The sequence below is a fragment of the Arenimonas sp. genome (assembly GCF_019459675.1).
GTDB lineage: Bacteria > Pseudomonadota > Gammaproteobacteria > Xanthomonadales > Xanthomonadaceae > Arenimonas.
The window spans coordinates 1-25,599 of record NZ_JAIBFH010000435.1 but is presented as its reverse complement, the minus strand read 5'-3'; the positions used below and the strand labels follow the sequence as shown (position 1 = coordinate 25,599).

20 protein-coding genes are annotated in these 25,599 nt (G+C 68.9%); 7 read left to right on the top strand and 13 right to left on the bottom strand.

Annotation, left to right across the window (positions count from 1 at the left end; all coding sequences use genetic code 11):
* Positions 1-34: 34 nt before the first annotated feature.
* Both K0M70_RS14425 and K0M70_RS14420 read right to left on the bottom strand, forming a co-directional pair.
* A complete protein-coding gene (locus tag K0M70_RS14425; protein WP_290783115.1) occupies positions 35-4,093 on the bottom strand; it encodes an FG-GAP-like repeat-containing protein in 4,059 nt (1,352 codons plus the stop codon).
* Positions 4,094-4,234: 141 nt separating this feature from the next.
* Complete coding sequence (locus K0M70_RS14420) at positions 4,235-5,518, bottom strand: tetratricopeptide repeat protein (protein WP_290783113.1); 1,284 nt, start codon at positions 5,516-5,518, stop codon at positions 4,235-4,237.
* 290 nt (positions 5,519-5,808) lie between these two features.
* Between K0M70_RS14420 and K0M70_RS14415 the strand changes: the two genes are divergently transcribed.
* Together K0M70_RS14415 and K0M70_RS14410 are read left to right on the top strand one after the other, a co-directional pair.
* Positions 5,809-5,997, top strand: coding sequence for a CsbD family protein (locus tag K0M70_RS14415; RefSeq protein WP_290783111.1), 189 nt, complete (start codon positions 5,809-5,811; stop codon positions 5,995-5,997).
* 117 nt (positions 5,998-6,114) lie between these two features.
* Positions 6,115-6,612: a hypothetical protein gene (locus tag K0M70_RS14410; RefSeq protein ID WP_290783109.1), complete on the top strand. Its 498-nt coding sequence runs from the start codon at positions 6,115-6,117 to the stop codon at positions 6,610-6,612.
* Between the two features lie 94 nt (positions 6,613-6,706).
* Here K0M70_RS14410 and K0M70_RS14405 read toward each other — a convergent pair whose 3' ends face one another.
* Positions 6,707-7,384, bottom strand: coding sequence for a nitroreductase family protein (locus tag K0M70_RS14405; protein WP_290783107.1), 678 nt, complete (start codon positions 7,382-7,384; stop codon positions 6,707-6,709).
* A gap of 300 nt (positions 7,385-7,684) precedes the next feature.
* Between K0M70_RS14405 and K0M70_RS14400 the strand changes: the two genes are divergently transcribed.
* Together K0M70_RS14400 and K0M70_RS14395 are read left to right on the top strand one after the other, a co-directional pair.
* On the top strand, positions 7,685-9,769 hold the full coding sequence (locus K0M70_RS14400) for a copper-translocating P-type ATPase (protein WP_343211220.1): 2,085 nt from the start codon (positions 7,685-7,687) through the stop codon (positions 9,767-9,769).
* 102 nt (positions 9,770-9,871) lie between these two features.
* Entirely contained in the window at positions 9,872-10,807 is a 936-nt protein-coding gene (locus K0M70_RS14395; RefSeq protein WP_290783103.1) for a carbamate kinase, read from the top strand.
* A gap of 13 nt (positions 10,808-10,820) precedes the next feature.
* Here K0M70_RS14395 and aguA read toward each other — a convergent pair whose 3' ends face one another.
* The 3 genes from aguA to ptcA are packed head-to-tail and all read right to left on the bottom strand — an operon-like array spanning position 10,821 to position 14,399.
* The gene (aguA, locus tag K0M70_RS14390) at positions 10,821-11,924 is read right to left on the bottom strand and encodes an agmatine deiminase (protein ID WP_290783102.1); all 1,104 of its coding nucleotides are present in this window, start codon (positions 11,922-11,924) and stop codon (positions 10,821-10,823) included.
* Positions 11,921-13,351 (bottom strand): APC family permease, encoded by a 1,431-nt coding sequence (locus K0M70_RS14385; RefSeq protein WP_290783101.1) that lies wholly within the window; start codon positions 13,349-13,351, stop codon positions 11,921-11,923. Before K0M70_RS14385 ends, aguA begins: the two co-directional genes overlap by 4 nt.
* A gap of 25 nt (positions 13,352-13,376) precedes the next feature.
* Positions 13,377-14,399, bottom strand: a complete 1,023-nt coding sequence (gene ptcA / locus K0M70_RS14380) for a putrescine carbamoyltransferase (RefSeq protein ID WP_290783100.1) — start codon at positions 14,397-14,399, stop codon at positions 13,377-13,379.
* Positions 14,400-14,702: 303 nt separating this feature from the next.
* On the opposite strand from ptcA, the gene K0M70_RS14375 reads away from it, so the two are divergent.
* Positions 14,703-14,882: a hypothetical protein gene (locus K0M70_RS14375; protein ID WP_290783098.1), complete on the top strand. Its 180-nt coding sequence runs from the start codon at positions 14,703-14,705 to the stop codon at positions 14,880-14,882.
* A 106-nt stretch (positions 14,883-14,988) separates the two neighbouring features.
* The gene (locus K0M70_RS14370) at positions 14,989-15,351 is read left to right on the top strand and encodes a hypothetical protein (RefSeq protein WP_290783097.1); all 363 of its coding nucleotides are present in this window, start codon (positions 14,989-14,991) and stop codon (positions 15,349-15,351) included.
* Positions 15,352-15,423: 72 nt separating this feature from the next.
* Here the strand turns inward: K0M70_RS14370 and K0M70_RS14365 are convergent, their stop codons facing one another.
* The 3 genes from K0M70_RS14365 to K0M70_RS14355 all read right to left on the bottom strand — a co-directional run bounded on the left by K0M70_RS14365 (position 15,424) and on the right by K0M70_RS14355 (position 18,639).
* Positions 15,424-16,737 (bottom strand): hypothetical protein, encoded by a 1,314-nt coding sequence (locus K0M70_RS14365; RefSeq protein WP_290783095.1) that lies wholly within the window; start codon positions 16,735-16,737, stop codon positions 15,424-15,426.
* A complete protein-coding gene (locus tag K0M70_RS14360; RefSeq protein ID WP_290783094.1) occupies positions 16,734-17,873 on the bottom strand; it encodes an alpha/beta hydrolase in 1,140 nt (379 codons plus the stop codon). The genes K0M70_RS14365 and K0M70_RS14360 overlap by 4 nt, the downstream gene beginning before the upstream one ends.
* A 124-nt stretch (positions 17,874-17,997) precedes the next feature.
* The gene (locus tag K0M70_RS14355; protein ID WP_290783092.1) at positions 17,998-18,639 is read right to left on the bottom strand and encodes a glutathione S-transferase family protein; all 642 of its coding nucleotides are present in this window, start codon (positions 18,637-18,639) and stop codon (positions 17,998-18,000) included.
* Between the two features lie 78 nt (positions 18,640-18,717).
* On the opposite strand from K0M70_RS14355, the gene K0M70_RS14350 reads away from it, so the two are divergent.
* Positions 18,718-19,686, top strand: coding sequence for a YafY family protein (locus K0M70_RS14350; protein WP_290783090.1), 969 nt, complete (start codon positions 18,718-18,720; stop codon positions 19,684-19,686).
* Positions 19,687-19,780: 94 nt separating this feature from the next.
* Here the strand turns inward: K0M70_RS14350 and K0M70_RS14345 are convergent, their stop codons facing one another.
* The 4 genes from K0M70_RS14345 to K0M70_RS14330 form a co-directional block, all read right to left on the bottom strand.
* Positions 19,781-20,980: a PQQ-dependent sugar dehydrogenase gene (locus K0M70_RS14345; protein WP_290783088.1), complete on the bottom strand. Its 1,200-nt coding sequence runs from the start codon at positions 20,978-20,980 to the stop codon at positions 19,781-19,783.
* Between the two features lie 93 nt (positions 20,981-21,073).
* Positions 21,074-22,147, bottom strand: coding sequence for a DUF2235 domain-containing protein (locus K0M70_RS14340; RefSeq protein WP_290783086.1), 1,074 nt, complete (start codon positions 22,145-22,147; stop codon positions 21,074-21,076).
* Positions 22,144-23,241: a hypothetical protein gene (locus K0M70_RS14335; RefSeq protein WP_290783084.1), complete on the bottom strand. Its 1,098-nt coding sequence runs from the start codon at positions 23,239-23,241 to the stop codon at positions 22,144-22,146. The genes K0M70_RS14340 and K0M70_RS14335 overlap by 4 nt, the downstream gene beginning before the upstream one ends.
* A gap of 25 nt (positions 23,242-23,266) precedes the next feature.
* Entirely contained in the window at positions 23,267-25,471 is a 2,205-nt protein-coding gene (locus K0M70_RS14330) for a hypothetical protein (protein WP_290783083.1), read from the bottom strand.
* Positions 25,472-25,599: the final 128 nt, after the last annotated feature.

Sequence of the window (25,599 nt, the reverse complement as noted above, 5' to 3'; positions counted from 1 at the left end):
CCGCAGACCCCTTGGCATGCGGTCGGCCCGTGGATCAGTCGCAGCCTTTGCGTGCGGACAGGCGGAAGATCGGCCTGTCGGCCACGAACTCGCCCCAGAAGATGGGTTCGTAGACGGCATCCACCGCGATGGACGTGATGGCGGGCTGGCCACCCTCCACCGCAGACGCGCCCAGCGTGCGCGTAAGCACGCCCACCGACCTGGACTGCAGTGGCACCAGCGGACACGTGGGGCAGAAGCCCTCGAGCATCTGCAGGGTCACCGCCGTCACCGAAGGCTGGTAGTCCTTCTGCCCGATCAGCCAGCGCGGGAAGCCGTTCTCGTCGTAGACATAGGCCGCGTAGATTTCCGTGTTGGGCAGGATCTGCGCGCTGAAGCCATGGCCCGGTTCCTCCGGCGAGAACCAGTGGCCGCTGGCATCGAGCCTCTGCCCGGCCATCATCGGGCACTGGTCGTCGCCCAGGCGCGTAAGCGTTTCCCACCCGGCATCGCCGTCGAGGTTGTAGCCGAACGCAAGCTTGGGAGAAACACCCGCCGCGCCCTCAAGCACGGTCAGCGTGGCCGAGCCGACGCGCACCGCGCGCGTGGTTTCGCCGCGGCTGACGCGCAGCAGGTCCACGGGCCACTGGGCCTGGTCGGCGGCGGGCGCAGGCGCCTGGGTGTAGTACCAGGTGGCGGTGCCGTCCTGCAGGTAGGTGTACCAGACCATCAGCCACTGGTCGCCCGCGAAATCCAGGAACAGACCGTGGCCAGGGCGAGCCGGGTTGAAGTAGTGGCCCGGGCGGAACGCCGGCCGCGCGCCCTGCGGCACCACCCTCGCGCTCAGCGTCACCGAAGCGGGCGTCGCGCTGCGGTTGGCCGGCGTGAGGTACCAGCGACCTTTCTTGAGCTGCGAACCCGACAGCGTGATGGACTGGGCCGCGCCCGGAAGCGACGACACCGCGTCGGCCAACCCACGCGCCGGTGCCGGCGCGATCGTCGGGGAAGACGGCTGCGCGCTGTGCGACGCGAACAGGCTGACTTCGCCCTGCCCTTCCAACGTGAAGGTGACCGACTGCGCGTTCACCGGCACGTCGAACACAATGCGCTCCTGCGCATCTCCCGCCGCCAGACGCACGTCGCGCCGCTCGCCCGGCGCCAGCACGTGCGGCGCGTCGATGGCGCCGTTGCGATGAAGGCGGATCGGCTCGTTGTAGATCATCTGGCCGGGCGCCGAGGCGATCATCAGGTAGCCCAGGCGACGCTCGCCCGGCAGCAGGCTCGGAATGTCCCAGCCGAGCCGAATCGGGACAAGCATGCCCGACATGCGGGCCTGGGCGCTGGCCACCAGCTCGCGATTGACCGGAACCATGGCCACCGCGCCCAGTTCCAGATCGATCAGGTCGGTGCCGGTGCCGCCGGCGCGCGTATTCTGCACCAACGCCCAGTAGCGCGTTTCCGGCGCGAACGGCTCGCGGCGCAGCACCAGCTCGCACAGGTCGCGCGCCAGGCCACTGTCCCTGCGGCAGGCGACCGCGCCGGCGGACGGCGTGTTGCCGGGGCCGACGAACAGCGACAGGCTGCCCACGGTGGCGGATTCCGCGACAGCCAGCACGCGCACCTCCACCGCCGTGGCGGTGGGGTTGGCCGGCACCGCCACGGAAGTCCACGTGACGCCGCCGGACAGCGAATCAAACGGCAGCAGCGGGGTCGGGTCCTGGGCAAGCACGGCCTGGCGCGAGCCGGGCACGATCATCTGGGTGCCGCTCAACAGCGCAGTCTCCGCGAAGAGCGCTGGCCGTTCGATGTCCACATATCCTTTCTCGGCTTCGGCCAGGAACGGCTCGGACACGTTGCCACGGTCCACGTCGTCATCAAGGATCCTGCCGATGGCCTGGTCGGAGAGGGTGTAAGCCCCGACCACGTTGGTGTAGTCCAGGACAAGGGCCTCATCGAATTCGTCCTCCACGTCCGGCGTCACCGGCACGTCGAACCACCCTGCGACCTGGCCCGCCGGAATCACCACTTGGCGGCTCACGCCCGTGTAGTCGACACCTTCGGTAGCACTGATATCCCGGGTGGCCGCATTGAACGTGACGTTGTTGGCCGCGGCCGCCGACAGGGAAAGCGGGAAGCGCAGAACCGTGCTCCCGCTGTTGCCCTCCAGCACCGACGCTTCACCCACCCGGAGCGTCGGAGGATCGGGCGGGCCGTCCGAATCTTCGATGGCGCCGCCGAAGCTGCCCACGCTTCGCAGCCCCACCGTGTTGCTGATCTGCAGGCTGAGGAATTCCGTCGACTCCACGAGGTCATCGGCCAGCACCGTGACGTCCACGGTGGCTGAATTCCCGCCCTCGGGGATGCGGATGCCGGTCAGGGTGAGCGGCTCGTAGTCCAGGCCGGCCTGCGCCGTGCCGTCCACGGTCCTGGCGTCGAAACTGGCGCCGCCCGCCAGGACTTCGCCATTCACCTCGAGCCGGAAGCGAAGAATCCGGGTGCCGCTGTCGGGCTCGCGGACCTGCGCCACGCCGGCCAGCATCGTCGGCAGGGTGAGCACCTGCACGACGCCCGATGCCTGGGAAAGCGGGCCGGGGCCAGCGGCGTTGTAAGCCCGCACGAAGTACCGATACTGGCCCCCGTTCACCTGGCCAGCCACCCGGCGCGAGAGCGAAAGCGGGTCACTTTCGGAAGACGGATCGAACACGGCACCGCCAGGGTCACCCACCACTTCGTAACGGGTGATCGGGCTTCCGCCGTCCGAAGCGGGCGGCTGGAAACCGACCCTTACGAAGGTGCCCAGACCTTCGAACACCGCCGTCACGGCCCGGGGCGCGCCGGGTGGACTGACGTTGGTGGCCCACGGGACGCGGCGGCCCGCCATCAGCACGATTCGCCCGTCGAAACCGGCCACGGCGGCATCGGTGATGCCGTCACCGTTGAAATCGCCATACACGACGCTGTCCCGCCCGAACGTCGACTGGGGCCCGAAGGTGGCGGGCGAATCTGACACCGCGAACTCGCGCAGCGGTTCGAAATTCCCGGCGCGATTCAGGCGCATGCCGATGCGCGCCCGCTCATTGTTGGACACGTTGGCCAGGTCGCGCTGGCCGTCGCCGTCGAGGTCGACGTAGTCGAAAGTGCGCGCACGCGCCGGCAGCGCGATGCGAACGGGGGCAGACAGCTGCCCGCCGGCATCCTGCACGAACACATGGCTTTCAGTGAGCACGGACGAAGAGAAGAACTCGGTGAACGACGGGTTGGCCATCATCACGTCGTCGCGGCCGTCGCCGTTGAAATCGAGGACGGCGACGTCGGAATAGTTGCGACGAGCCGCCGACGTGTCCGGGCCGGCAAAGCCGCCCGTACCGTCACCGAAGAGGATGGCGACCGGATACGCAGCCATGGGGAACTGCGGCGAGAGCAGGCCGACCAGATCGACTGCACCGTCGCCGTTGATGTCGCCCGCCTCGAGGCGGAAGAAGCGGCTCTTGCCCGTCGGGATGATGCGGGTGCGCGGCAGCGCGCCAGTGCCGTCGCCATACCGGATGACGATCTCGGCCGGCGTGTTGCCAGCGTCCGAGCGCTCGCTCTGCACCACGTCAACATGGCTGTCCCCGTCAACGTCCATGGCCACCGGCGGCGACAGCGCCACGCGCCGGTCGGCCTGGTAGCTGGTGTTGGCGAAAGTGCGGCCGGCACCGATACGCGCCACCACCAAGCCTTGGGTGGTGGACACCAGCACTTCCGGCCTGCCGTCCCGGTTCAGGTCAGCCGTGGCCAGCCCGACCACTGCCTTGCCGGGCGAAAGCGCCGACAGCACGAACTCCTGCGGCTCAGGCGCCTGCCCGTCGGCGCGCTGGAACAGGAACACCAGCCGCACGTCGGTCCAGTTGTTGGCCAGGGTGACCAGGTCAAGGCGACCATCGAGGTCGAAATCACCGGATTCCACCCATTCGCGCTGACCGAAGCCGCTGTCGATCGTCGCCACGCTCCAGGCGTAGGCAAGGTCATGGCGTTCGCCCGCGGCGCGGGCCGGAACCGCGGCCAAGGCCAGCAGCAGCGCAGCGGCCAGCCATGCCGTGGACGGGAGGTGCAGCTTGCGCCAGCTCGACATGCGGGATCCGTGGGGGCAAATGGTCCCGGGAGTCTAAGTGCCGCATCCGGACCGGACAATCAGAAATAGTCCCTTCACATCCGCGTAGCCGTCCACTCAATCGCCCGGCGACATGCCGGCCGTTATGGTCCGGCGCAAGCCTCAGCCTGGCCGGTGCTGCCGGTAAATCTGCAGCAAAAGCCCCAGGCAAACGAACGAGCCCAGGACCGGCACGAAGGCCAGCACGCCCAGCAGCATCGCCACCGGGCCAGACTTCCCCAGGCCCAGGCTGCAGCGGTAGGCACCGAAGGCCGACACCGCGCCCAGCAGCAAGGCCAGCGCCTGCAGGGCCGTGCCCTTGGCGAAGGACGTGGCCAACAGCAGCAGGATGAAGCTGCCGGCGCCGACCAGCAGCGCGATTACTGGCGCACCGCCGACGCGGCCCTCGCCGGCCCGGCCGGGAGCCGCCGCGGATCCGCGTCGCTGCGCCAGCGTGGGCAGCAGCTGGTGCGGCTGACGGATCTGGTCCAGCAGCAACGTCGCATCCAGCAGCGTGCCCGCAGTGATGCCGGCCTTTCGGGCATCGGCCGAGCCACGCGACTGCGCCAGCAGCATCAGCGCATTGGCGGCCAGCAGGTCCTGCGGCACGCCGCTGCCGTTTCGATACGCCTGCCCCAGTTGGAACGTAGCTTCGCCATGCCCACCGTTGGCCGCCTGGCTGAACCAGTGCAGCGCGCGCGCCGCATCCTGCGGCCGCCCATCACCGTGCTGGAAGCACACGCCAAGATTGAACTGGCATTCCACGTCGCCGCGCTCGGCGCCACGGGTGAAGGCATCGGCGGCCTTGGCCATGTCCTGGGGTACGCGCTGGCCGGTGATGTATTCCACGCCAAGGTCGAACCAGGCCCCGTCGTCGCCGCCCTGGGCGCGGGCGCGGACCTTGTGCACCGCGTCGGCAGGGTCTTCGGGAAGGGCCCGCGGCGCCAGCGCAGGGGCGGCCGGCGGCGGCGCGACAGCGGCCAGACGCGCACGGCGCCAATGCTCGAAGCGCTCATCCAGCACCGGCGCCAACCGGTCGAAGTTCTCCCAAGTGTCGGGCACGCCGCAGAAGCCGTCGGTGGTTTCGCCGCCATCGGGCATGTCGCCGCGGAACACCTGCTGGTAGTCGGCATGGAAGTGCGAGGCGTAGTAGCTGGCGGTAAACGCGTCGCCGACGTCGCTGAGGTCGTCGTCCAGCAGCTTGCCGTCGCACTTGTCGAAGAAAAGCTGCGACCCGGTAATCTGGCGCGCCCGAAGCGGCGCCAGCGTGGCTTCGTCGAAACCCGGGTCCAGCAGCCCCTTCAGCGCGGCCCACGCCAGGTACATGCCGGCATGAGTCCCGCCTGCCTCATTGGGCAGGTCGGTTTCAAAGTTCAGGAAGCAGTATTCGGCGTCGTCGTACTTCATTGGCCGGATATTAACCAACCGAAGGGTCTGGCAGCCAGCGGGGCGTCGGGGGCGGCAGGGGCCTGCAAAAAATCCTCAGGCCGGCAGTTTGCAGTGACCGTGGCACTGCATTGCGCATGAGCCCCTGCCGCGCCTGGGCGTTGCGCATTGCAGGATGAGCGATGCCGGGCTTTGAGAAAAAACCGTGCACTGCGCCAGCGTTCCTGGCGGCGCGCCGTTGCGTTCTCATACATCCGCGCTGCGGATACTCGGGCTTGCTGCACACCCCCGCAGCCAGAAAGGAGAAACCCATGGACAAGAACAGAACCGAAGGCGCCACGCGCCAGGTCAAGGGCACCGTGAAGGAGTTGGCCGGCAAGGTCACCGGCAACAAGTCGAAGGAAGTTGCCGGCAAAATCGAAAAGAACATCGGCAAGGCACAGCGCAACATTGGCGAAGCGGCTGATGAAGCGCGCGACGCAAGCCGCAACGACAAATAGTTCACCCTGCCTTCCGGCGGCCGGGGCGCTCGACCCGTCCGCCGTAAAGGCAGTTCACGCTGCCGTAAAGACGACAACGGCACACTGGCTTTTCATCCGCGCGCAGAGGCAACCGCCATGAACACCAAACACGTCTACCTGGTCGACACCCTGGACGAAGCCGCGCAAGCCGTTGGCGCCGCGCGCCGCGCCGGCATTGCCGAAGACGGCATCGCCCTGATCGCACGCCACGACATTGAACTGGACGCCATCCCCGAGGGGATGCTCGACAGCCGCACCGATTTCGCGCCTGCCGCGCTGCAGGGTGCCGCCGTGGGCGGCGCCACCGGCCTGGTGGCCGGGCTGATCGCAGTGGCCATTCCGCCGATCGGCATGACCCTGGTCGGCGCAGCCGCCGTGGCGGCGGTGGGCGCACTGGCCGGCACGTGGTCGTCGGCGATGATGGGATCGGCCCTGCCTGATCCGGTGCGCCGCAAGTTCGAGGCCGAAGTCGAGTCCGGTCGCATCCTTGTAGTGATCGATGGCGACGAAGAACATCTCAATGCCGCCGGCGCCGGGATAGTCGCGGTGGGCGGCACGCGAATGCCGTTTGAAGAGACGTCGGCGCTGTCCTGAGCAGCGCTACTGTCCGCGCTTCCGCAGCCCCGCAACGCGTGGTTCTGCGGACAGGCCGCCGATTTCCTTGATGGCCGCAGGTTGGCTGCGTTGGTCAGAGCGAGGAAAGGAAGGTGGCGACATCCGCCAGCGCTTTGCGCTCGATCGCCGGCACGCGGCAGCCCGGCGCCGGATGCCCCACCACCAGCAGCAGGTAGGGCACTTCGTTGCGGGGACGACCCAGCAGTTCGTTGAGGAAGGCCATCGGGCTGGGGGTGTGCGTGAGCGTTGCCAGGCCTGCGTCATGCAGCGCGGCAATCAGCATGCCGCAGGCGATGCCGGTGGATTCGTGCGGGTAGTAGCGCTTGGCCTTGTGACCCTCCACTTCCGGGCCGGTGCGCTCGTAGAAGACCGCGATCAGCCAAGGCGCGATTTCCAGGAAGGGCTTCTCGGCGTCGGTGCCCAGGTGGGCCAGCGCCTTGAGCCATTCGTCGGGCGCGCGCCGCTGGTAGAACTCGCGCTCTTCCATTTCTGCAGCCTCGCGGATGCGGTGCTTCAGGGCCGGGTCGGAAATGGCGACGAAGTGCCAGGGCTGCTGGTTCGCGCCGCTGGGCGCACTGGCCGCTGCACGCAGGCAGGCTTCGATGACTTCGCGCGGCACCGGCGTGGGCGCGTAATCGCGCACCGTGCGTCGGCGCACCATCTGGTCGGCGAACGCCGCCGCACGGGCGAGGCGTTCGGAATCGTCAAGGACGGGCGGCGGGGACAAAGGCTGGGTCGGGGAATTGGACATGGCCAAGCCGGCGTGGGGTGCGGCCTACTTTAGCTGAAGCGTGCATCCCATGCTGTTGCTCTAAGTGCGCCAGCGCACATCGCCGCCAAAGCCTGCGCCGGACACTGACCTGTGCAACACGTTGCCACGTCAGCTTCGATGCTCCCGCAAAACGCTCGCTCAAGGGCAGACGCGTAGACTCACGGCGACATGCCCTTTCCGGAGAACGCGATGGATCCGCACCCGCACGCCTGCCACTCGCACGACGCCAGCAGGCCAAGCCCGGCGCCCGCACCTCCAGGCGCGATCTACACCTGCCCCATGCACCCCGAAATCCGCCAGGAAGGCCCCGGCACCTGCCCCATCTGCGGCATGGCGCTGGAACCGGTGATGCCGTCCGACGCTGACGACGACAACCCCGAGCTGCGCGACTTCAGCCGCCGCTTCTGGTTCACGCTGCCGCTGTCGGCGGCGGTGCTGGTGCTGGCGATGTTCGGGCACAGCTGGTCGTGGCTTTCGAGCGACGTGCGCACCTGGCTGGAATTGGTGCTGGCCACGCCCGTGGTGCTGTGGGCCGGCTGGCCGTTCTTCGTGCGCGGCGTCGCCTCCATCCGCAGCGGCAACCTCAACATGTGGACGCTGATCATGACCGGCGTGTCCGCAGCGTACGCCTACAGCATTGCCGCAACGCTGGTGCCGGACTTCTTCCCCGCCTCGTTCCAGGAACATGGCCGGGTCGGCGTGTACTTCGAAGCCGCCGCAGTGATCGTGTCGCTGACCCTGCTCGGGCAGCTGCTGGAGCTCAAGGCGCGCTCGCAAACCTCGGCGGCGATGAAAGCCCTGCTCAACCTGGCGCCCAAGACCGCGCGCCGGCTGCGCGAGGACGGCACTGAAGAAGACGTCGCGCTGGACCAGGTGCAGGTCGGCGACCGCCTGCGGGTGCGGCCCGGCGAAAAGGTGCCGGCCGACGGCGAAGTGGTCGAAGGCCAGTCCAGCATCGACGAGTCCATGCTTACCGGCGAGTCCATGCCCGTGGGCAAACAGGTAGGCGACAGCGTGATCGGCGCCACCCTCAACACCTCCGGAAGCCTGGTGATCAAGGCCACCAGGATCGGCGCCGGTTCGCTGCTCAACCAGATCGTCGAGCTGGTGGCCAAGGCCCAGCGTTCGCGCGCACCCATGCAGCGGATGGCCGACAGGGTGTCGTACTGGTTCGTGCTGGCGGTGCTGTCGGTTTCCGTCGTGACGCTGCTGGTCTGGGGATTCTTCGGGCCGGAGGCTTCGTGGGTGTACGCCGTACTCAACGCGGTCTCGGTGCTGATCATCGCCTGCCCCTGCGCGCTGGGGCTGGCCACGCCGATGTCGATCATGGTGGCCACCGGCCGCGCGGCGAATCTTGGCGTGCTGTTCCGCGACGCCGAGGCGATCGAGACCCTGCGCAAGATAGACACCCTGATCGTGGACAAGACCGGCACGCTCACCGCCGGCAAGCCCGCCTTCCGCGAAGTGGTCGCGGCCTCCGGGCAGGACGCCGACGCGGTGCTGCGCCTGGCCGCCAGCCTCGACCAGGGCAGCGAACATCCACTGGCCGAGGCGCTGGTCAACGAAGCGAACGCGCGCAAGCTGTCGCTGGCCAAGGCGGAGGATTTCGAGTCGACGTCCGGCATCGGCGTGCGCGGCCGTGTCGACGGCAAGACCCTGGCGCTGGGCAACACCGCGCTGATGGACACCGACAAGGTGGACGTCTCGGCGCTCACCGGCGACGCCGAGCGGCTGCGCAAGGCGGGCGCCAGCGTGATGTTCCTGGCCACCGACGGCGCGCTGGCCGGGCTGCTGGCCGTGGCCGACCCGATCAAGGACTCCACGCCGGCCGCGATTGAGGCGCTGAAGGCGTCAGGCATGCGCCTGATCATGGCCACCGGCGACGGTGAAACCACCGCCCGCGCCGTGGCGAAGGACCTGGGCATAGCCGAGGTGCACGGCGAAGTGCGGCCGCAGGACAAGGCCGACCTGGTGGCCCAACTCAAGAAGGACGGCCGCTGCGTGGCCATGGCCGGGGACGGCATCAACGATGCCCCTGCGCTGGCCGCGGCCGATGTCGGCATCGCCATGGGCACCGGCACCGACGTGGCGATGTCCAGCGCCCAGGTGACATTGGTGAAGGGCGACCTGCGCGGCATCCTGCGGGCGCGCCAGGTGTCCGAGGCCACCGTGGCGAACATGAAGCAGAACCTCGGCTTCGCCCTGGTCTACAACGCCGTCGGCGTGCCTCTGGCCGCGGGCGTGCTGTATCCCGCCTTCGGCCTGCTGCTGAGCCCGATGTTCGCCGCGCTGGCGATGAGCCTGAGTTCGGTTTCGGTGGTGGCCAACGCGCTGCGGCTGCGACGCATGGCGGTGGACGATTAGGCGCTGGAGCGCCCCGCGCCGGCGGCATGCCGCGGCCGCCTTGACAGCGACGGGGCACGGGCGCGAAATCAAACGCCGACCCCTGCTGGAGTGTCGCCCGAAATGAATCTCGTCATCGCACTGGGCGGCAATGCGCTGCTCAAGCGCGGCCAGCCGCCCGACCCCGCGCTGCAGCGCGCCAACATCGCCGCCGCGGCCGCTGGCCTGGCGCCGGTGATCCGCCGGCACGACGTGGTGCTGACCCACGGCAACGGCCCGCAGGTGGGTCTGCTGGCGCTGCAGGCGATGGCGGATCCCGCACGGCCAGCGTTTCCGCTCGACGTCCTGGGCGCCGAAAGCGAGGGCATGATCGGCTACGTGCTGGAACAGGAATTGATCAACCAGCTGCCCGGCCGCCAGTTCGCCACCCTGCTCACGCAGGTGGTGGTGGATTCGCGCGACCCGGCCTTCGCCAGCCCGGCCAAACCCATTGGCCCGGTGTACCCGGAGGCCGAAGCCAAAGCGCTGGCGGCTGAAAAAGGCTGGACCGTTGCACCGGACGGTGCGCACTGGCGCCGCGTGGTCGCCTCGCCCGCGCCACTGCGCATACTGGCCCTGCCGGCGATCAAGCGCATGGCCGAGGCGCAGGTGACGGTGATCTGCGCCGGGGGCGGCGGCATCCCGGTGGCGATGGATGCCGACGGCCGGCTCTGCGGCGTGGAAGCGGTGATCGACAAGGACGCCGCCAGCGCGCTGCTGGCCATCGAACTCGGCGCCGATGCCCTGGTGATGCTGACCGACGTGGCCGCGGTGATGACGGATTTCGGCACGCCGCAGGTGCGCGCCCTGAAGCGGGCAACCCCGCGCGGCCTGGCGCAGCATGCCTTCGCGACGGGCTCGATGGGGCCCAAAGTGGCCTCCGCCGTGGCGATGGCCAAGGCGGGAAAGCGCGCCGCGATCGGATCAATCACCGAACTCGAGGCCATCCTGGCCGGCAACGCCGGCACCTGGATCGTGCCCGACAGCGCATCGGACGAACCGGACTTGTCCTGGTGGTAAGCGCCTTCCCGGCTCAGCGCCGCCCGGCCATGGGCTGCTGTTGGGTGATGCAGTGGATGTCGCCGCCGCCGAGCAGGATTTCCCGCGCCGCCACGCCGATGACCCGGCGATCGGGGAAAGCGCGCTGGATCAGACCGGCCGCCGCCGCGTCGGTGCGCTCGTCCAGCAGCGGCATGATCACCGCGCCGTTGCACACGTAGAAGTTCACGTACGACGCCGCCAGCCGCAGACCCGCCTCGCGCGGCAGCGTGCCTTCCACCACGTCCACGCCGCGCGACTCGTCCTGGGTCATGTGCAGCGGGCCGGGCTGGGGAAGCTTGATCACCTCCAGCTTGCGCCCGCGCGCATCCGTGGCCCGGCTGAGCCGCTGGAAGGCGTCCAGGCTGATGGGGTACTGCGGGTCGGCGGTGTCGTCGGTCCAGTCCAGCATCACCACGCCCGGCCGAACGAAGCGCGCCAGGTTGTCCACGTGGCCTTCGGTTTCGTCGTTGTAGACGCCCTTCTCAAGCCAGATGATCTTGCGGATGCCGAGGTATTCGCCCAGTTTGGCTTCGATCTCGTCAGGCGTCAGGTCGGGATTGCGGTCGTGGTTGAGCAGGCATTCGCGGGTGGTGAGCAGCGTGCCGTCGCCGTCCACCTCGATCGAGCCGCCTTCAAGGATCAGTGGCGCGGCGTAGCGCGGCACATTCTCCACTTCCAGGATCTTCTGCCCCACCAGGTCGTCCTGGTCCCACGGTGAGTACAGGCCGCTTTCCAGCCCGCCCCAGGCATTGAACCGCCAGTCCACGCCGCGCACTTCGCCCGCGTCGTTGATCAGGAAGCTCGGGCCGCAGTCGCGCACCCAGGCGTCGTTGCTGGTCATCTCGACCACGCGTACGGCCTCGGGCAGCACCTGCCGGGCGTTGGCGAACTGGCCGGGCGAAACACACATCGTCACCTGCTCGAACGCACTGATGGCGCGCGCCACTTCGGCATAGGCAGCCTGCGCGGGTTTGGCACCCCAGCGCCAGGTGTCGGGGCGCTCGGGCCAGAGCATCCAGGTGCCCTGGTGCGGCTCGAACTCGCCCGGCATCCGGAAGCCGTCGGCGGCCGGGGTGCTGGCCAGGGTGCGGGTCACGGCGTTTGCCCGCGCCGGCGATGATGACGCTGCACCAGCACCTCGCCCAGCGCCAGGGTCACCACGACGCCGATGATGATCGGGCCGGCCGCCGTCCAGTCAATCGGCTCGCCCGGCACCCACACGAAGAACACGATCGCCTGCAGGATGAACAGCACGCACACCGTGGCCAGCAGCCACAGCCAGGCCGTCGGACCCCCCAGGCGATACGGTCGCGGCGTGCCCGGATCAATGCGACGCAGGCGCACGAAGGTCGGGAACAGCAGCAGGTAGGGCAGCAGGAAGATGATCGAGCTGAACGCGAACAGGCTCCAGAACAGGTCCTCGGTGGACTGCGCCAGGAAGCCGTAGCCGAAGATCACGGCCGTTCCCACCACGCCCATCGCCAGGAAGGCGCCCACCGGCGTCTTGTGGCGCTTGTGCAGCACGCCCAGGAACGCCGGCAGTTCGCCGTCCGCCGCAGCCGCCTGCGCCGTGCGGTTGGCGCCCAGCGACCAGGTGACCATGTTGGCGAAGAACGTGTACAGCGCACCGATTCCCACCGCAGTCACCAGGGCCTTGCCGGCGGCGGAATCACCGAAAATCTTGGCCACGGTGTCCAGCAGGCCCTCGACCAGGCCGATGTCGGCCTGCGGCAGCACGGCCAGGATGCCGAACGTGGCCAGCAGGTAGAACGCCGCGATGGACACGCCGGAAATGATCACCGCCCGCGGCACGTCGCGCGCCGGGTTCTTCATTTCTTCGCCGGCGCCCGACATCAGCTCGAAGCCCAGGTAGTTGTAGACGATGACCGGTAGGAAGGCGAGGCTGGCGCCCAGCTGCGGCGTCAGCGTCGCCACGGTGAATTCGTTCGCGGTGCCGTTCTGCGTGACGTAGTAGATGCCACCGCCGCCGATCAGCAGCATGATCGCGGCCTTGATGACCGCGCCGATGTTCGGGATCCACTTGCTCACTTCCAGGCTCAGGATGCCAAAGCCCACCGTCAGCCAGGACAGCACCACCGCCATCGCGATCTTCGCGCCCAGTCCCATCTCGGGCCAGAACATCTGCGCGAACATGCCCGCGAACAGGATGTACACCGACGGCATCCACAGCGCCACGTTTATCCAGTAGCACCAGGTGGCGCGCGCCGCCCAGCGGTCGCCGTAGGCCTTGCGGATCCAGCCCTGGATGCCGCCTTCGCGCGGGTAGGCGGCGCCCAGCTCGGCCGTCATGAGCGCGTAGGGAATGAAGAACAGCACCAGCGTTATCAACCACCAGGTCATGGCCGACGGGCCGATGGCCGCGGAGGCGGCCAGGGTGTCGATCACCAGGATGGCGCAGACCGTGAAAAGGGTCATGTCCAGCAGGCCCAGGACGCGCTTGAAGCCGCGACCCTCCTGGGCGTGGGGCGTTGGCTTGGCGGCGCTGGCGCTGTTTGCGTTCATCGGAGTCTCCGGCGGTGCGGGGGGTTCAGGGTGCGGATTCGAGCGCGGGCTCGCTGAGGAAGGAATGGATCTGTCCGGCGTGCCACTGCCTGAGGGCCTCGGGCGGCTTGCGCAGGCGCGGGTGGATGAAGGTCACCAGGATGGCCTTCTCGGTGTGCAGGCGGTTCTCGGACTGGTCGTAGATGATCGAGCGCGGGTGGTCGAGCACGGCGTCGGTAGCCTCCACGCCGCGGCTGGCCGGCAGGCAATGCATCATCCTGGCGTGCGGCGGGGCCGCTTCGAACAGCGCCAGGTTCACCTGGTAGCGCGGCATGAAGGCGGCGCGGCGCTCGGGGATCTCGGCCTCCTGACCCACCCACCACCACAGGTCGGTGTAGATGAAATCGGCGTCGCGCACGGACGCCACCGGGTCATCGCTGATGGTGAGGCTGCCGCCCGACACCGCACAGTTCTCGCGCCCGATGCGCTGCCAGGCTTCCGGCGCCTGGTATTTCGGCGGCGCCACGTGGGTGAAGTGCATGCCCATGCGCGTGCACATCATCAGCAGCGAGGCGCACACGTTGGTGGCGTCGCCGATGAACACCACGCGCAGGTCAGACAGTTCCTTCTCGGGCAGCTTGTGCTCGAGCATCGTGAACACGTCGCACACCACCTGGGTGGGGTGGTTGTAGTCCGTGAGGCCGTTGATAACCGGGACGGTGGCGTTGGCGGCCAGGTCCAGCAGGGTCTTGTTCTTGAGCGTTCGTGCCTCGATGGCGTCCACCATGCGGCTGATCACCTGCGAGGTGTCCTTGATGTTCTCGCGTTCGCCCAGATGGATTTCGCCGGGCTTGAGGTACAACGCGTGGCCTCCGAGCTTGGTCATGGCCACTTCGAACGACACCCGGGTGCGGGTGGACGGCTCTTCGAAGATCATGCCCAGCGACGCGCCCGCCAGCAGCGGCGGCAGCGCGCCCTGCTTGTCGGCGCGCTTGAGCAGGCCGATGAGCGCCATCATCCGCAGCAGCTCGCCGCGTGAGAAATCCTGGGTGTCTAGGAAATGCTTCATGGCCGCGTTCTCGGAAGCGACGCCCTGAACGGGGCGATTCACCGGGAACCCTACGCCGCCTGTGCGACAGCGCCTTGACGTGGGTCAAAGGTGCGGTGAGGGCCGGGCTGCGTGGGTGGGGAGGCCACGATAAGTGAACCTGACCCCGTTCCTCGTTCCTCTGGGACGGCGGCAGGCTTGGGAAGCGCGCTGGCGCTCTGGGTGCGCAAGCGTACATCCAATGCTTGCAGGAGCCTGCATCCTTGGCCAACAAGTCCGGCTGGTCGGGGGGGCAAGGCTGTGGAAAAGTACAGAAATTCGGGGATGGAATATCGCTTCCATGACGAGGTGCGCCCCGCTTCGAAGCCGATCGACACGCCGCAGTTCCAGGCACAGGCTCCGGCCGACTCCGCCGCCGACGCTGCGCCCGGCAGCATCGACGAGCCCGGCGCCGTGGCGCAGCCCGACGGCGCCCACCCGTACGCCGACCCGCTGATCAGCTGACCCATCGGCAAACTGACGGCGTTCTTGGTTACTGTTGCCCATCGAATTTGCCTGGTCACCCCCGATGGCCTTCGCCCGTGTGCGACTCGTTTTGCAAGCAACGGCCGTGCTCGCTGTTGCCCTGGCCTGCCTCCCTACCCTGAACTGGTTGGGTGGAACGCTGGCGGCGGCCCTGCGTTTGCCCGCCGGAGGCAACCCGCGGCTGGCCTGGGACATGGGCTGGCTGCTGGCGTCGGTGTTTGCCGCCACGTGGCTGCCGGCACGCCTTTCACCGCTGTGGCCGCGCCGCGTTGCGGTGGGCCTCGCAAGCGTGCTGATGGCGGCGGCCGTCTGGGCCGTGTGGACGATGGGCGAGGACTTCCCGCCGTGGTTCCGCGCTGCGCTGCTGGTCGGCCTGCCGACGACGGCCGCCGCCGCCATCGTGGCGTCAAGAAAAAATGCGGCAACCGCATCCGAGCGCGTGTGGTAGCGCAGCTTGTTGCGCAGGGCACAGGCGCGCGCGCCCATGCTCAGTAGACCTTCATTGGCCACGCGGGTGCTTCTATGCCGGATCCACCAGCGTCAGCACGGGCGCGAAGCCACCGCCCGGCGTGCGGAAGTTGGTGGTCTGCCCCTGGTAGGTGCGCGCGGCGAACAGCAGCGGCTTGCCTCGGTAGGCGTAGCAGCGGATGTCCACCTTCAGCGGCACGTCGCCCTCGCTCAGATGGCGCTGGCTGGGCGGCACCAGCGCTTGCGCCACGTAGTCGGTGCCGGCCATTTGCTGCCAGGTCTTGTGCGTGAGTTTGTCGCCGCGATAGCTGGCGCGGCCACCGAAGCCGCCCGCCGGCTTGAAGAAAAGCTGCTTGCGGCGCTGCCAGAGTTGGTCGCGGTTCGCCTCGGTCATCACTTCGGTGTGCGGCACGCACTGCGTCAGGCAGGCCACATCCTCAGCGCCGACGCCAGCGGCCTCGAGGAAGTCGCGGTCGCCCAGCAGGCGCAGGTTGCGCTTGTCGGCGTACAGCGCGTGGCTCCACGGATGCGGGCTGATGGCCACGGCGCGGTCCAGATAAGCGGCGCGCAGGGCGGCGGAGGCCGGTTCGGCCAGTGCGAAATCGGTGCAGCGGTTGTAGACGAAGCCGATCGCGCGGTCGCCAAGCCGCAGCTGGCCGTCGGCATACGACAGTTCCGCCGGGTCGCACACCACCGCCTCGATGCCGCGCACCCGGAAGCGGTCCTGGAACAGCACGAACTCCGGGTACAGATACTGCTGCCGGGGCGCTGTGTCCACGATCGCCACCAGGCCTTTGCGCTGGCCACCGGACTGGGCGTCCCATTCGGCCATCAGCACGTCCAGCGCCGCGTCCTGCACGTCGGCCACGGCGACCGCGGGCGCGCTCAGCGCGGGCATGCACAGCTGCTGCGCCTTCACCAGCAGCGCATTGATCATCACGCCACCGGGGTTGGTGTTGATCTCGATCAGGCGCGGTCCGTCGGGCCCGAGGTGGAAGTCCAGGCCCAGCAGGCCGCCGGGCGAACCCGGGTCGAGCACCGCGATGTCCGGGGCCCAGGCGCGCACCGCGTTGCGATAAGCCGGCGTGGCCACGGCGACTTCGATCGCGCTGACCACATGTTCCATCGCCCGCACGCTGGCCGCCGGCACGAACACCGGCAGCGCCGCGAACAGGTGCGGGTGGGTTTGGGCCAGCGGCGCCGACGTGCCGTGCGCGGCCAGCACGCGGTCCAGATGCGCCCGCAGCTGCGCCGGATCCACCGCCAGGCAGAAGCAGGCCCGGTGCAGGTCTTCGGCCGACAGTGGCGCAGCGCAGTTCAGGCCGCAGATGTCGGTGATGGCCTTGGGATTAGTGGGTCCCGTCAAGGCGCGGGCCGCGACCCGCTGTCCACCCAGCCGGCCAGCGTCGCCATGGCTTGCTGCTGGTGTTCGGCGGTGAATTCGCAGTGGCCCTGGCCCTGCGCGGGCAGCACCACCACGTTCGCGCCCTGCCCGGCCGCCGTGGCCAGGGCCGCGTAGCGCCGCGTCACTTCGGTGGGAATGGTGGGGTCGGCGTGGTTGTCCATCATCACCACCGGTCGCGGTGCGGCGCCGGTGAGTGCGGCATGGCGGGCGGCGTACGCCATCGCGGCGGGGTCGCCGGCGTAGCGGCGAACGCCGGCGTTGAACGCGGCGTCATCGCCCAAGCCCGTGTAGCGCACGTCGCGGTTGTCCACCGGGAAGCCGCCTGCGCGCTGAATCAGTTCGTGCAGCACGGCGTAGCGGATCATTACGCCGCCAGCCAGGCCGTCTCGCGGAATGTCGAAGCGCTCGGCCAGCCGGCGGGCGATGGCCTCGTTGCCCTGCAGCGCGCGCTCCATGGCCTCCATGTCCGGCCACGCCGGCGACGCCGGATCGGCCAGGCCGCCCGGCGCCAGGCCCATCGCGCCGGGGAAGAAATAGTCGAACGCCACCACCGCTGGCATCAGGTGGTCGCCAAAGAGTTCTGCCGCCGGCCCGTTGGCGCCGCACAGCGCCAGTGCGCCGGCGTAATGCTGCGGGTAGCGCTCCAGCACCGCCAGCGCGATGTGCGAACCCATCGAATGCCCCATCAGGAAAGTGCGGCGCGGCGCGCCGTGCCGGCCAACGAAGTGCGCGCGCAGCCGCTCGCTGTCTTCCACCGCCTCGGCGACCGACCAGCCGAGCGCCGCGTAATCACTGCGCGCGATGGCGTAGCCCTGCGCCAGCGCCCACTCGTCGGTTGCGTTGCGATCGGTTGCGCTTTCGCGCGGCGTGCCGGGCGGCACGTAGCCGCGCGCGTACAGCAGCAGGTCGCCCTGCCAGTTGGCGGGAATGTCGATGCGGTACGGCGCCCCCGCGATCTCGCCCACGTCGACGCTGGCCGCCACCGGCGCCGCGGCAGCCGCAGACGACTCCAAGGGCGCAACAGGCGCCGACGCACAGCCCGCCGCGACGGCAAGCGACACGGCAAGGGCAAGGTGACGCAGCTTTGGCAGGCGCATGGACGAGTGACTCCGCGGGGGGCTCCCGGGAATATGAGCCCTGCCCGCTCGAGCTGCAATCCGAGCGGGGCGACAGCCGCCGAGAACTGAAACTGACCTCGCTCCGGCGCAGCAGGTGCTGAGCTCAAGGAGCGGCGGGCGGGTCGATCTGCGCTGTCAAGGCGGCGTCGAGGCTGGCGGCGCGGATCACGGCTGGATACGCGGCCACGCGTTCGAGGTAGGCCACGATCACCGGCAGCTTGGGCACGATGCCGAACTCGGTGGTCCAGCGCAGTCCTGTGCCCCACAGCAGGTCGGCGGCGGTGAGCGTGTCGCCCACCAGGTAGTCGGCGCGCGACAGCTGCGCCACCAGGGTTTCGATCACCGTGTCGTAGTCGCGCCAGGGCGCAGTGGCGGGGTCGATGGGCGCGCGCTTGAAGGCGTGGTCCATCAGCGCCGGCTCGAAGCAGGCGGCATAAAAGGCCAGCCAGCGCAGGTAGGGGCCGCGCTGCGGATGGTCGAACGCGGGCGCGAGGCCGGCGGCCGGGAAGCGGTCGGCGAGATAGATCGTGATGGCCACCTGTTCGGTGACCACCGCGCCGTCGTGCACCAGGGTGGGCAGCTTGCCCAAGGGGTTGATGGCCAGGAACTCGGGCGTGCGGGTCTGGCCGGCGGCGAAGTCCACGAGCTTCACTTCGTAGGGCACGCCCAGCGCCTCGAGCAGCACGCGCGCGCTGGCCGAGCGGGACCTGGGGTTGTGATACAGGGTGAGCGCGGGCGTGGTCATGGCTTTTCCTTGGGCTGATGGGGGTAGGGAAAGGTATCGAGGATTGCGGACATTTACTGTCCTCGATAGTCTGCCGCAATGCTGTCCACCTCCGCCCGCCTGCTCCGCTTGGCCAGCCTGCTGCAGTCGCGGCGGCACTGGCCCGGCGCGGACCTCGCGGCGGAACTCGGGGTGGATGCGCGTACGGTGCGCCGCGACGTCGACCGATTGCGGGAGCTCGGCTATCCCGTGGAAGCCTCGTCGGGCGTGGGCGGCGGCTATGCGCTGGGCCGCGGCGCCGTCCTGCCGCCGCTGGTGCTGCACCACGAAGAGGCCGGGGCGCTGGCCATTGCCCTGCGCGCGGCCAGCGCCAGCGTCGGCGGCATCGAGGCCACGGCGCTGCGGCTGATGGGCAAGCTCGACCAGTTGATGCCCCAGCGCCTGCGCCGCCGCGCCACCGCGCTGCATGCGGTCACGCTGTCGCTGCGCAACGGCCCGGCGCTGGTGGACGCCGGCCTGCTCAGTGAACTGGCCACGGCCTGTCGGGACCACCGCCGCCTGCAGTTCCGCTATCGAAAGCACGCGGGTGAAACCAGCCAGCGCGACGTGCAGCCGCTGCGCCTGGCCAACTTCGGCCGCCGCTGGTACCTGATCGCCTGGGACAGCGACCGCCGCGACTGGCGCAGCTTCCGCGTGGATCGCATCGAAGGCGCGCCGCACGCAGGCGACGCGTTCGTACCGCGCCCGGTGCCCGACGACGTCGCTGCGCGCCTGGAGCGCGGCATCGCCTACGAGCCGTTCACCTGCCGCATCACGCTGCGCATCGCCGGCACCGTGCCCGAGCTGCAGGCCAAGCTGCCCGTGTGGTGCGGCGTGCTGGAACCCGAGACCCGCACCCACAGCCTGCTGCGCGTAGGCGCGGACTCGCCTGAAAGCCTGCTGGCACAGGTGCTGATGATTGGCCAGGACGGGGAAGTCGTGGACGGTGAGGCGATGGCGCCGGCGTTGCGGCAAGTGCTGGCCCGGATGAGCGCGCTGTTCAGCGCGCGCGAAGCGGGATGTCCCTGACCGCGAGGCTCGCATAGAACGCACCGGTCGCGACGGCGGTGGGCGACTGATGCGTCCCAATACCAGCCGCCGGGAAAGCTGCCGGCGCTGCGCCTCAGGCGCCGGTCGGCGTCAGCTTCAGCAGCCAGCCTTCGCCCTTGGTGCCGCCGTCTTCGAGCAGCCACAGCGCGCCATCGGGACCCTGCTCCACTTCGCGGATGCGCCGGTCCATCGGGTAGCGCTGCGCTTCACTGGCACCCTCGCCGTCGAAGGCAATCCGCACCAAGGCCTTCGACGACAGGCCGCCGATGAAGCCATTGCCCCGCCAGGCCGGGAACAGGTCGCCGCTGTAGATCACGAAGCCGGCCGGCGATATCACTTGGGTCCAGGTGACGGCTGGCGTGGCGAACTCGGGCCGGGTGTCGTGGTCGGGGATCGGGCGGCCGTCGTAGTGGTCGCCATCGGAAACGATCGGGTAGCCGTAGTTCGCGCCCTTTTCGATGCGATTGAGCTCATCGCCGCCCTTGGGGCCCATCTCGTGCGCCCACAGCTGGCCGTTCGCGTCGAAGGCCAGGCCCAGGATATTGCGATGGCCGAGCGACCACACCTGTGCGCCCACGTCATCGCGATCGGCGAACGGATTGTCGGCAGGCACGCTGCCGTCGTCGTTCAGGCGCAGCATCTTGCCGAGGTTGCCGGTCATGTCCTGCGCGGGGTCGAACTTCTGGCGCTCGCTGGAGCTGATCCACAGTTTGCCTTCGCCGTCGAAGGCGATGCGGTGGCCGAAGTGGCCGTCGCCTTCCTGCTTGGGGTTCTGCACCCAAATGGTTTCCACGTCCGTGAGTGCACCGCCGCCCTGCTCGTCCAGCGCCAGCGTGCCGCGTGCCACGACGGCACCGGTCTTGCCATCGTCGCCCGCTTCCACGTAGCTGATATAGACCGCGCCGTTGCTGGCGTACTGCGGGTGCAGCAACACGTCACCGAAGCCGCCCTGGCCGCGATTCACCACCGCCGGCACGCCGGAGATGTCGCCGGCCCGGCCGCTGGCCGGGTCGAACAGTCGCAGGGCGCCGGACTTCTCGGTCACCAGCAGACGCCCGTCCGGAAGGAAGGTCATCGCCCAAGGCGCGTCGAACTGCATCACCTCGGTGGTGTCGAAACCGCTGGCGGTGGTCATGGCCGGCGACGCATCGGTGGCGGCGGGCGTCGCCACGGCGGGCGCCACCTCAGCCTGCCCGGCGTCGCTGGCGTTGCCACAGCCCACCAACAGCGCGATGGACACGCCCAGGACCCACGAATTCTGGTGCTTCTTCATGACGCTGCTCCCTTGGTTCGGCCCGCGTCGGGCCATCAATGAAAGTAGTCCAACGCCGGGAAGGGCGAGGTGAAGATGGCGTCAGGGAGGCGATCAGCAGGGGGTGCCGCGGGGCAGGCGCGTGGTGGTGCACACCGGCAAGGCGGCGGTCGACGCCGGGTCCGGCACGTTCGCGGGGCGGTAGGCGCTGGGCGCGTGCGCCATGCGGTCCAGCACCGACTGGTGCAGCAGTTCACCGCTGTCGCGCGCGGCGCCAATGGGGCGTACGTGCTCGCCCATCAGGCGGTACTTGACGTCGAAGGACTCGTGGTGCTCGGAGTTGAAGCAGGGGCGGAAATGCGCGAGGTAATCGCTGTCCACTTCCAGCCCGAGTGCTTCGGCCTTCTCCACCATCCAGTGCAGCGCCTCGTTGGACAGCCCGTCGGGCCGATAGCCGCCGCCCACCCCGCAGTGCACGCCCGCGAACCACGCCTGTTCCAGATGCCCGGTCCAGCCGGCCGGCCGCTGCCACAGGTTCACTGCGAAGGCCTTGCGGCGCTCGCCGATGGCCATGGCGTGGAAGGCATTCTCGATCTGCGGCACCAGGCTGACGTCGTGGTACTTGTATTTGCCCGGATGGATGAACTTGCCCAGCACGCCCGGCGCACCGAGCGCGCCGACGGTGTCCCAGACGCCGATCATCCGGATCGGTGGCGCCGGCCGGATGCCCTCGCACTGCTGCTTCACCCTCGCATATCGCGGATCGGTGGCGCTGAGGGACTTGTCATAGATGGCGTACAGCTCGGGCACGTAATAGTCGTCGTCCTTTCCGGCCAGACCCACGGCATTGAGGAAGCCCGCCAGCGTGCGCACGGTGAAGGCGCCTCGGCTGAAGCCGAACAGGAACAGCTGGTCGCCCGGCACATAGTTGTAGACCAGGAAACGATACAGCTCGCGCACGTTGTCTTCGATGCCGCGGCCAAACGCACCGCCCGTCAGCTTGTCCATGCCGCCGTTGGTACCGATGCCGTCCAGGTAGAACACCACCTGGTCCACGCCGTCGCGTCCGCGCGCGCGCACCGAACGGGCCAGCTTGGTTACGCTGGTGGGCCGGCGCTTGCCCGACTTCTCGTCGAGCTGGTCACGGATGTTCCAGGTGCCATCGGCGCAAAGGATCAGGCGTTTCATGGGTCACTCTCCGTCTCGATTTCCACCACCAGGCCCGTGCCGTCCTCGCCGTAGACGGCGCTGTAGCCGTACTCGTCCTGGCAATCGGCGTCATCCCAGCGCACGTTGTAGTCACTGCGGCAGTTGAAGTGCAGGCAGGCGCCGCGGCCGCTGGCCGTGTGCACCACGCGCGCAATGGCCGGCGCGTCCGGATGCATGAACTGCTGGCCGGTGGTGGACACCAGGTAATGGGCGGCCGGAAACCGTTCCAGCATCGCCACCGAGACGTTCTTGCGGCTGCCGTGGTGTGGCAATTTGAAGGCCGCCAATTCGACGGTCTCGAGATCGGCGAGCGGCTCGCGGCGTGCGCTTTGCAGCAGCATGGACGGGTGCGCGTCGGCGCCGAACAGCACCCGCTCGCCGTCGTACTCGGCTATGAAGGCAATGCTGGAGCCATTGGCCTTGGCCGAATCCTGGATGAAAACGGAGGCGGCCAGATCATCCACTGCACCGGACTGGTCTTCGCCCAGCCAACCGTCGTTGAGCACGGCTTCGTCTTCGGGCAATCGGCCGCCCGCCGTCAGGCCGTTCTTGCGGGCGTTCTCCGCCCACTCAGGCTTCAGCTTCTGCAGCCGGGCAAAGTCCGGCGACAACAGCGTGAGCCGCATTCCCGCGACATCCACCTGCGGCAGGTCGCCCTCGTCCGGGACCATCACCGCACGGGTTCCGAAACTGGTGTTCCAGTCCCAGTCGCTCCGCAGCAGAAGCTCGCTGAGCAGTTCGCCTTGGGCGCCGCCCAGCTCGTAGGGCGAATGGTTGTCGAGGTGTTTGTAGCCGTTGAACCAGACTTCGCCGATATCCACCCCGCTATCGGGCGCCGCGCAGTCGTCGAGGAAGCGCAGCGCGCCGCCGATATGGTCGGAGTCCACATGGGTGACCACGAAAAGCTCGAACCGCACGCCCCCTTCGGCCGCAACCGTCTGTTCGATCTTCGCCTTCAGGTGCTCGCGGTAGGTGCGCTCGGTGCCGCAGTCAATCAGGATCCGCTTCGGCGATGGCGCGTCAGCTTCGCCGTACTCTACCCAGAGGCAGTCGCCGTGGTCGGCATGCAGCATGTGGATACGCAACATCAGGTGTCTCCTATATTTCCCAGGACGCGTGGCCGTAGCTGATCAACGAAAGCACGCCCTGGTGCCCTTCGCCGAGCAGTCGGCGCTTGAAGTCGAGCAGCACTTCGTCGAAGCGCCGCGGCGCAGCGTTGGCGTCCATCATGTCCAGGAAGCGCGCGGCAATCGCCGCCGCCTGCGTGCCGTGGATGATGGCCAGCGTACCCACCACCACCGGCGCACCGGCCTGCTGGAACTGCCTGACGAAGTTCAGGAACGGCGCCTTCGTCAGGGCCGTGCTGCAGCCCAGCAGCAGCACCACCGGGCCCGGCGCCAGGGTGCCGCGTACGTAAGAAGTGCGGATGCTGCTGGACGGAAGCTCGGAAAGCGATATTTCCAGGGCCGCCATATTGGGCACGTCGGCAAGTATCAGCGAGTGCGGAAGCAGGATCATCAGGTCCGGGGACACCGCGCTGACCTGCCGCCTCCAGTCTTTCCAGTCAGTGGCCACGGTCACCTGCGGTACCGAAGCGCGCACGCGGGCGGGAAGTCCGGTTTGCGCGTCCATCTGCGCGCGCGCGATCTTGCTCGCGGCGACCCGCGCGCGCTGGAACGGGCCGAGCCGTCCGGCGGGGGCCGACTCCGGTAGCGGCGCCCCGCCTGCGTCTGCCTGCCGGGCCGCGGGCGGCCGGGCCGGCAGCCGTTCGATGCATTTGCGCAGGCCCCAGAACTGCGCCGGGCACACGTGGTTTTCGCTGGCGGCATGTGGACAGCCGGCGTGCACGGCAGGGTCGTCCAGGGCGGCGCGGGCGTTCGGGCAAAGCGTGGCGTCGGGCAGCGGCGGCTCGCCGTCGTACAGGAACTCAATGGGGAAGAAGGCCTCGGCTACGGCTTCCACCAGCTGCACGTGCGTTGATGCCGCGAGTGGCGCGACCCCGTGCGCACGCTGCACTTCCGCCAGCAAGGCCGAGCCGTGCATGGCAAGCCCGCGCAGCCGCCGCACCGCGTCCTCATCGTCAAACGCCGGCGTGGTGCCCATCGCATCCCTGTTGGCTTCTTCCATCATGACCGAGATGGCGGCAATTTCAGCCGCAAGGCTGCCGCTGTCCAGGAACGACGACGAGTCGAGTGTGAGCGTCGCCAGGCCGGGCCGGCCCTGCAGATCGTCGTTGATGACGAACGCAATCTGCGCCGGACGGGTCTTGGGGTCCGGCGCCAGCGTTGGCTGGTAGGCGTTCTCTTCCTGCAGCTGCAGCAGGCCGGTGGCATTGGCATCAAGCAGCAGCGTCTGCAGCACGCGGTTGGCGAACATCACCACGATGCGTGCGCGAAAGCGTGTGGGGTCTCGTCCCGGCTGCAGTGCGAACTCGACGGGCGTGCTGTCGCCGGATGCCGGCAGCTTCAGCTCGGCACGCTGTGGTGCCGGCGGCCCGGCGTCATCTTCGTCAAGTCGCGAGAGCGGGATGTAGGCGATGGCCAACGGATGGCCGTCTTCGCTTTGTGGCAGTTCGGATTCGTCCAGCGCGGCACTGGCGACGATGCGAACGCCCTGCGAGCGCGAGCCGATATGCAGGCGCAGGCGGTAGGCCTGGGCAGGCGCCATGGGCTGGTCGCTGACGTCGTGGCCGTCGTGCTGCAGCAGCTTCGCCTGCACGTGGCGCTTGGGGAGCGCCGCGTCTTCGTGAGGCTCGGCACCGGCCGCGGCCGGCGCGTCTTCGCTGCCTGGCGGTGGCGCGGGGGCGAGGCCTTCGTCCGGCGGCGATGTCTCGGCGAACTCCACCGGCGGGGCATGGCTGAAATTGCGGACGGGGCCGGGGATGGGTGCGCCCTGTTGCTGCTCTACCTCGCGCCGGATGCGCACCAGGGCGGTAGCGTCGCCCTCTTCATTGCGGAAGGTAAAGCCTTCGACGCGGCGTGCAAAGGCGTCGCCCACCGTACCGAGGCCGTTGAAACCCAGCTGCGCACTCAGCTCCGGCGTCGGCCGCAGTAGATCGGGCGGTATCTCGTTCAACGCGTGCCCCAGCACTTGCGCCGCCATCGAGATGCGGCTGGTGTTGAGCAGGAAATCAGCGTCGCCGACCACGATCGGGGCCGGCAGATTCGCCAGCGGACGGTCCGGGCCTTCCCAGCGTCGGTTTTCCGCCAGCGCTGCTGAAAACAGCGCCGCCGGCAGCGGGCGGTCGTGGGCCAGTTCACGCACCAGCGCCTGGAACCACGGGCCCCATTCCTCGCGCGGCACGGCGCACGCCGCCAGCGCGGCGCCGTTGGCCTGCCCCTGAAGCGCTCCCCCCTTTACCGGCGACGTCTACGGCCCGGCCTGCCCGAGCACCAGCACCGCCCCGCCTTCGGGGCGCGCCGCGGCGGCGG

What these genes read in the sequence shown, in the direction of transcription:
- K0M70_RS14425 (WP_290783115.1), bottom strand. Translation starts at nt 4,093, where the DNA reads ATGTCGAGCTGGCGCAAGCTGCACCTCCCGTCCACGGCATGGCTGGCC.
- K0M70_RS14420 (WP_290783113.1), bottom strand. Translation starts at nt 5,518, where the DNA reads ATGAAGTACGACGACGCCGAATACTGCTTCCTGAACTTTGAAACCGAC.
- K0M70_RS14415 (WP_290783111.1), top strand. Translation starts at nt 5,809, where the DNA reads ATGGACAAGAACAGAACCGAAGGCGCCACGCGCCAGGTCAAGGGCACC.
- K0M70_RS14410 (WP_290783109.1), top strand. Translation starts at nt 6,115, where the DNA reads ATGAACACCAAACACGTCTACCTGGTCGACACCCTGGACGAAGCCGCG.
- K0M70_RS14405 (WP_290783107.1), bottom strand. Translation starts at nt 7,384, where the DNA reads ATGTCCAATTCCCCGACCCAGCCTTTGTCCCCGCCGCCCGTCCTTGAC.
- K0M70_RS14400 (WP_343211220.1), top strand. Translation starts at nt 7,685, where the DNA reads ATGCACCCCGAAATCCGCCAGGAAGGCCCCGGCACCTGCCCCATCTGC.
- K0M70_RS14395 (WP_290783103.1), top strand. Translation starts at nt 9,872, where the DNA reads ATGAATCTCGTCATCGCACTGGGCGGCAATGCGCTGCTCAAGCGCGGC.
- K0M70_RS14385 (WP_290783101.1), bottom strand. Translation starts at nt 13,351, where the DNA reads ATGAACGCAAACAGCGCCAGCGCCGCCAAGCCAACGCCCCACGCCCAG.
- ptcA (WP_290783100.1), bottom strand. Translation starts at nt 14,399, where the DNA reads ATGAAGCATTTCCTAGACACCCAGGATTTCTCACGCGGCGAGCTGCTG.
- K0M70_RS14375 (WP_290783098.1), top strand. Translation starts at nt 14,703, where the DNA reads ATGGAATATCGCTTCCATGACGAGGTGCGCCCCGCTTCGAAGCCGATC.
- K0M70_RS14360 (WP_290783094.1), bottom strand. Translation starts at nt 17,873, where the DNA reads ATGCGCCTGCCAAAGCTGCGTCACCTTGCCCTTGCCGTGTCGCTTGCC.
- K0M70_RS14355 (WP_290783092.1), bottom strand. Translation starts at nt 18,639, where the DNA reads ATGACCACGCCCGCGCTCACCCTGTATCACAACCCCAGGTCCCGCTCG.
- K0M70_RS14350 (WP_290783090.1), top strand. Translation starts at nt 18,718, where the DNA reads ATGCTGTCCACCTCCGCCCGCCTGCTCCGCTTGGCCAGCCTGCTGCAG.
- K0M70_RS14345 (WP_290783088.1), bottom strand. Translation starts at nt 20,980, where the DNA reads ATGAAGAAGCACCAGAATTCGTGGGTCCTGGGCGTGTCCATCGCGCTG.
- K0M70_RS14340 (WP_290783086.1), bottom strand. Translation starts at nt 22,147, where the DNA reads ATGAAACGCCTGATCCTTTGCGCCGATGGCACCTGGAACATCCGTGAC.
- K0M70_RS14335 (WP_290783084.1), bottom strand. Translation starts at nt 23,241, where the DNA reads ATGCTGCATGCCGACCACGGCGACTGCCTCTGGGTAGAGTACGGCGAA.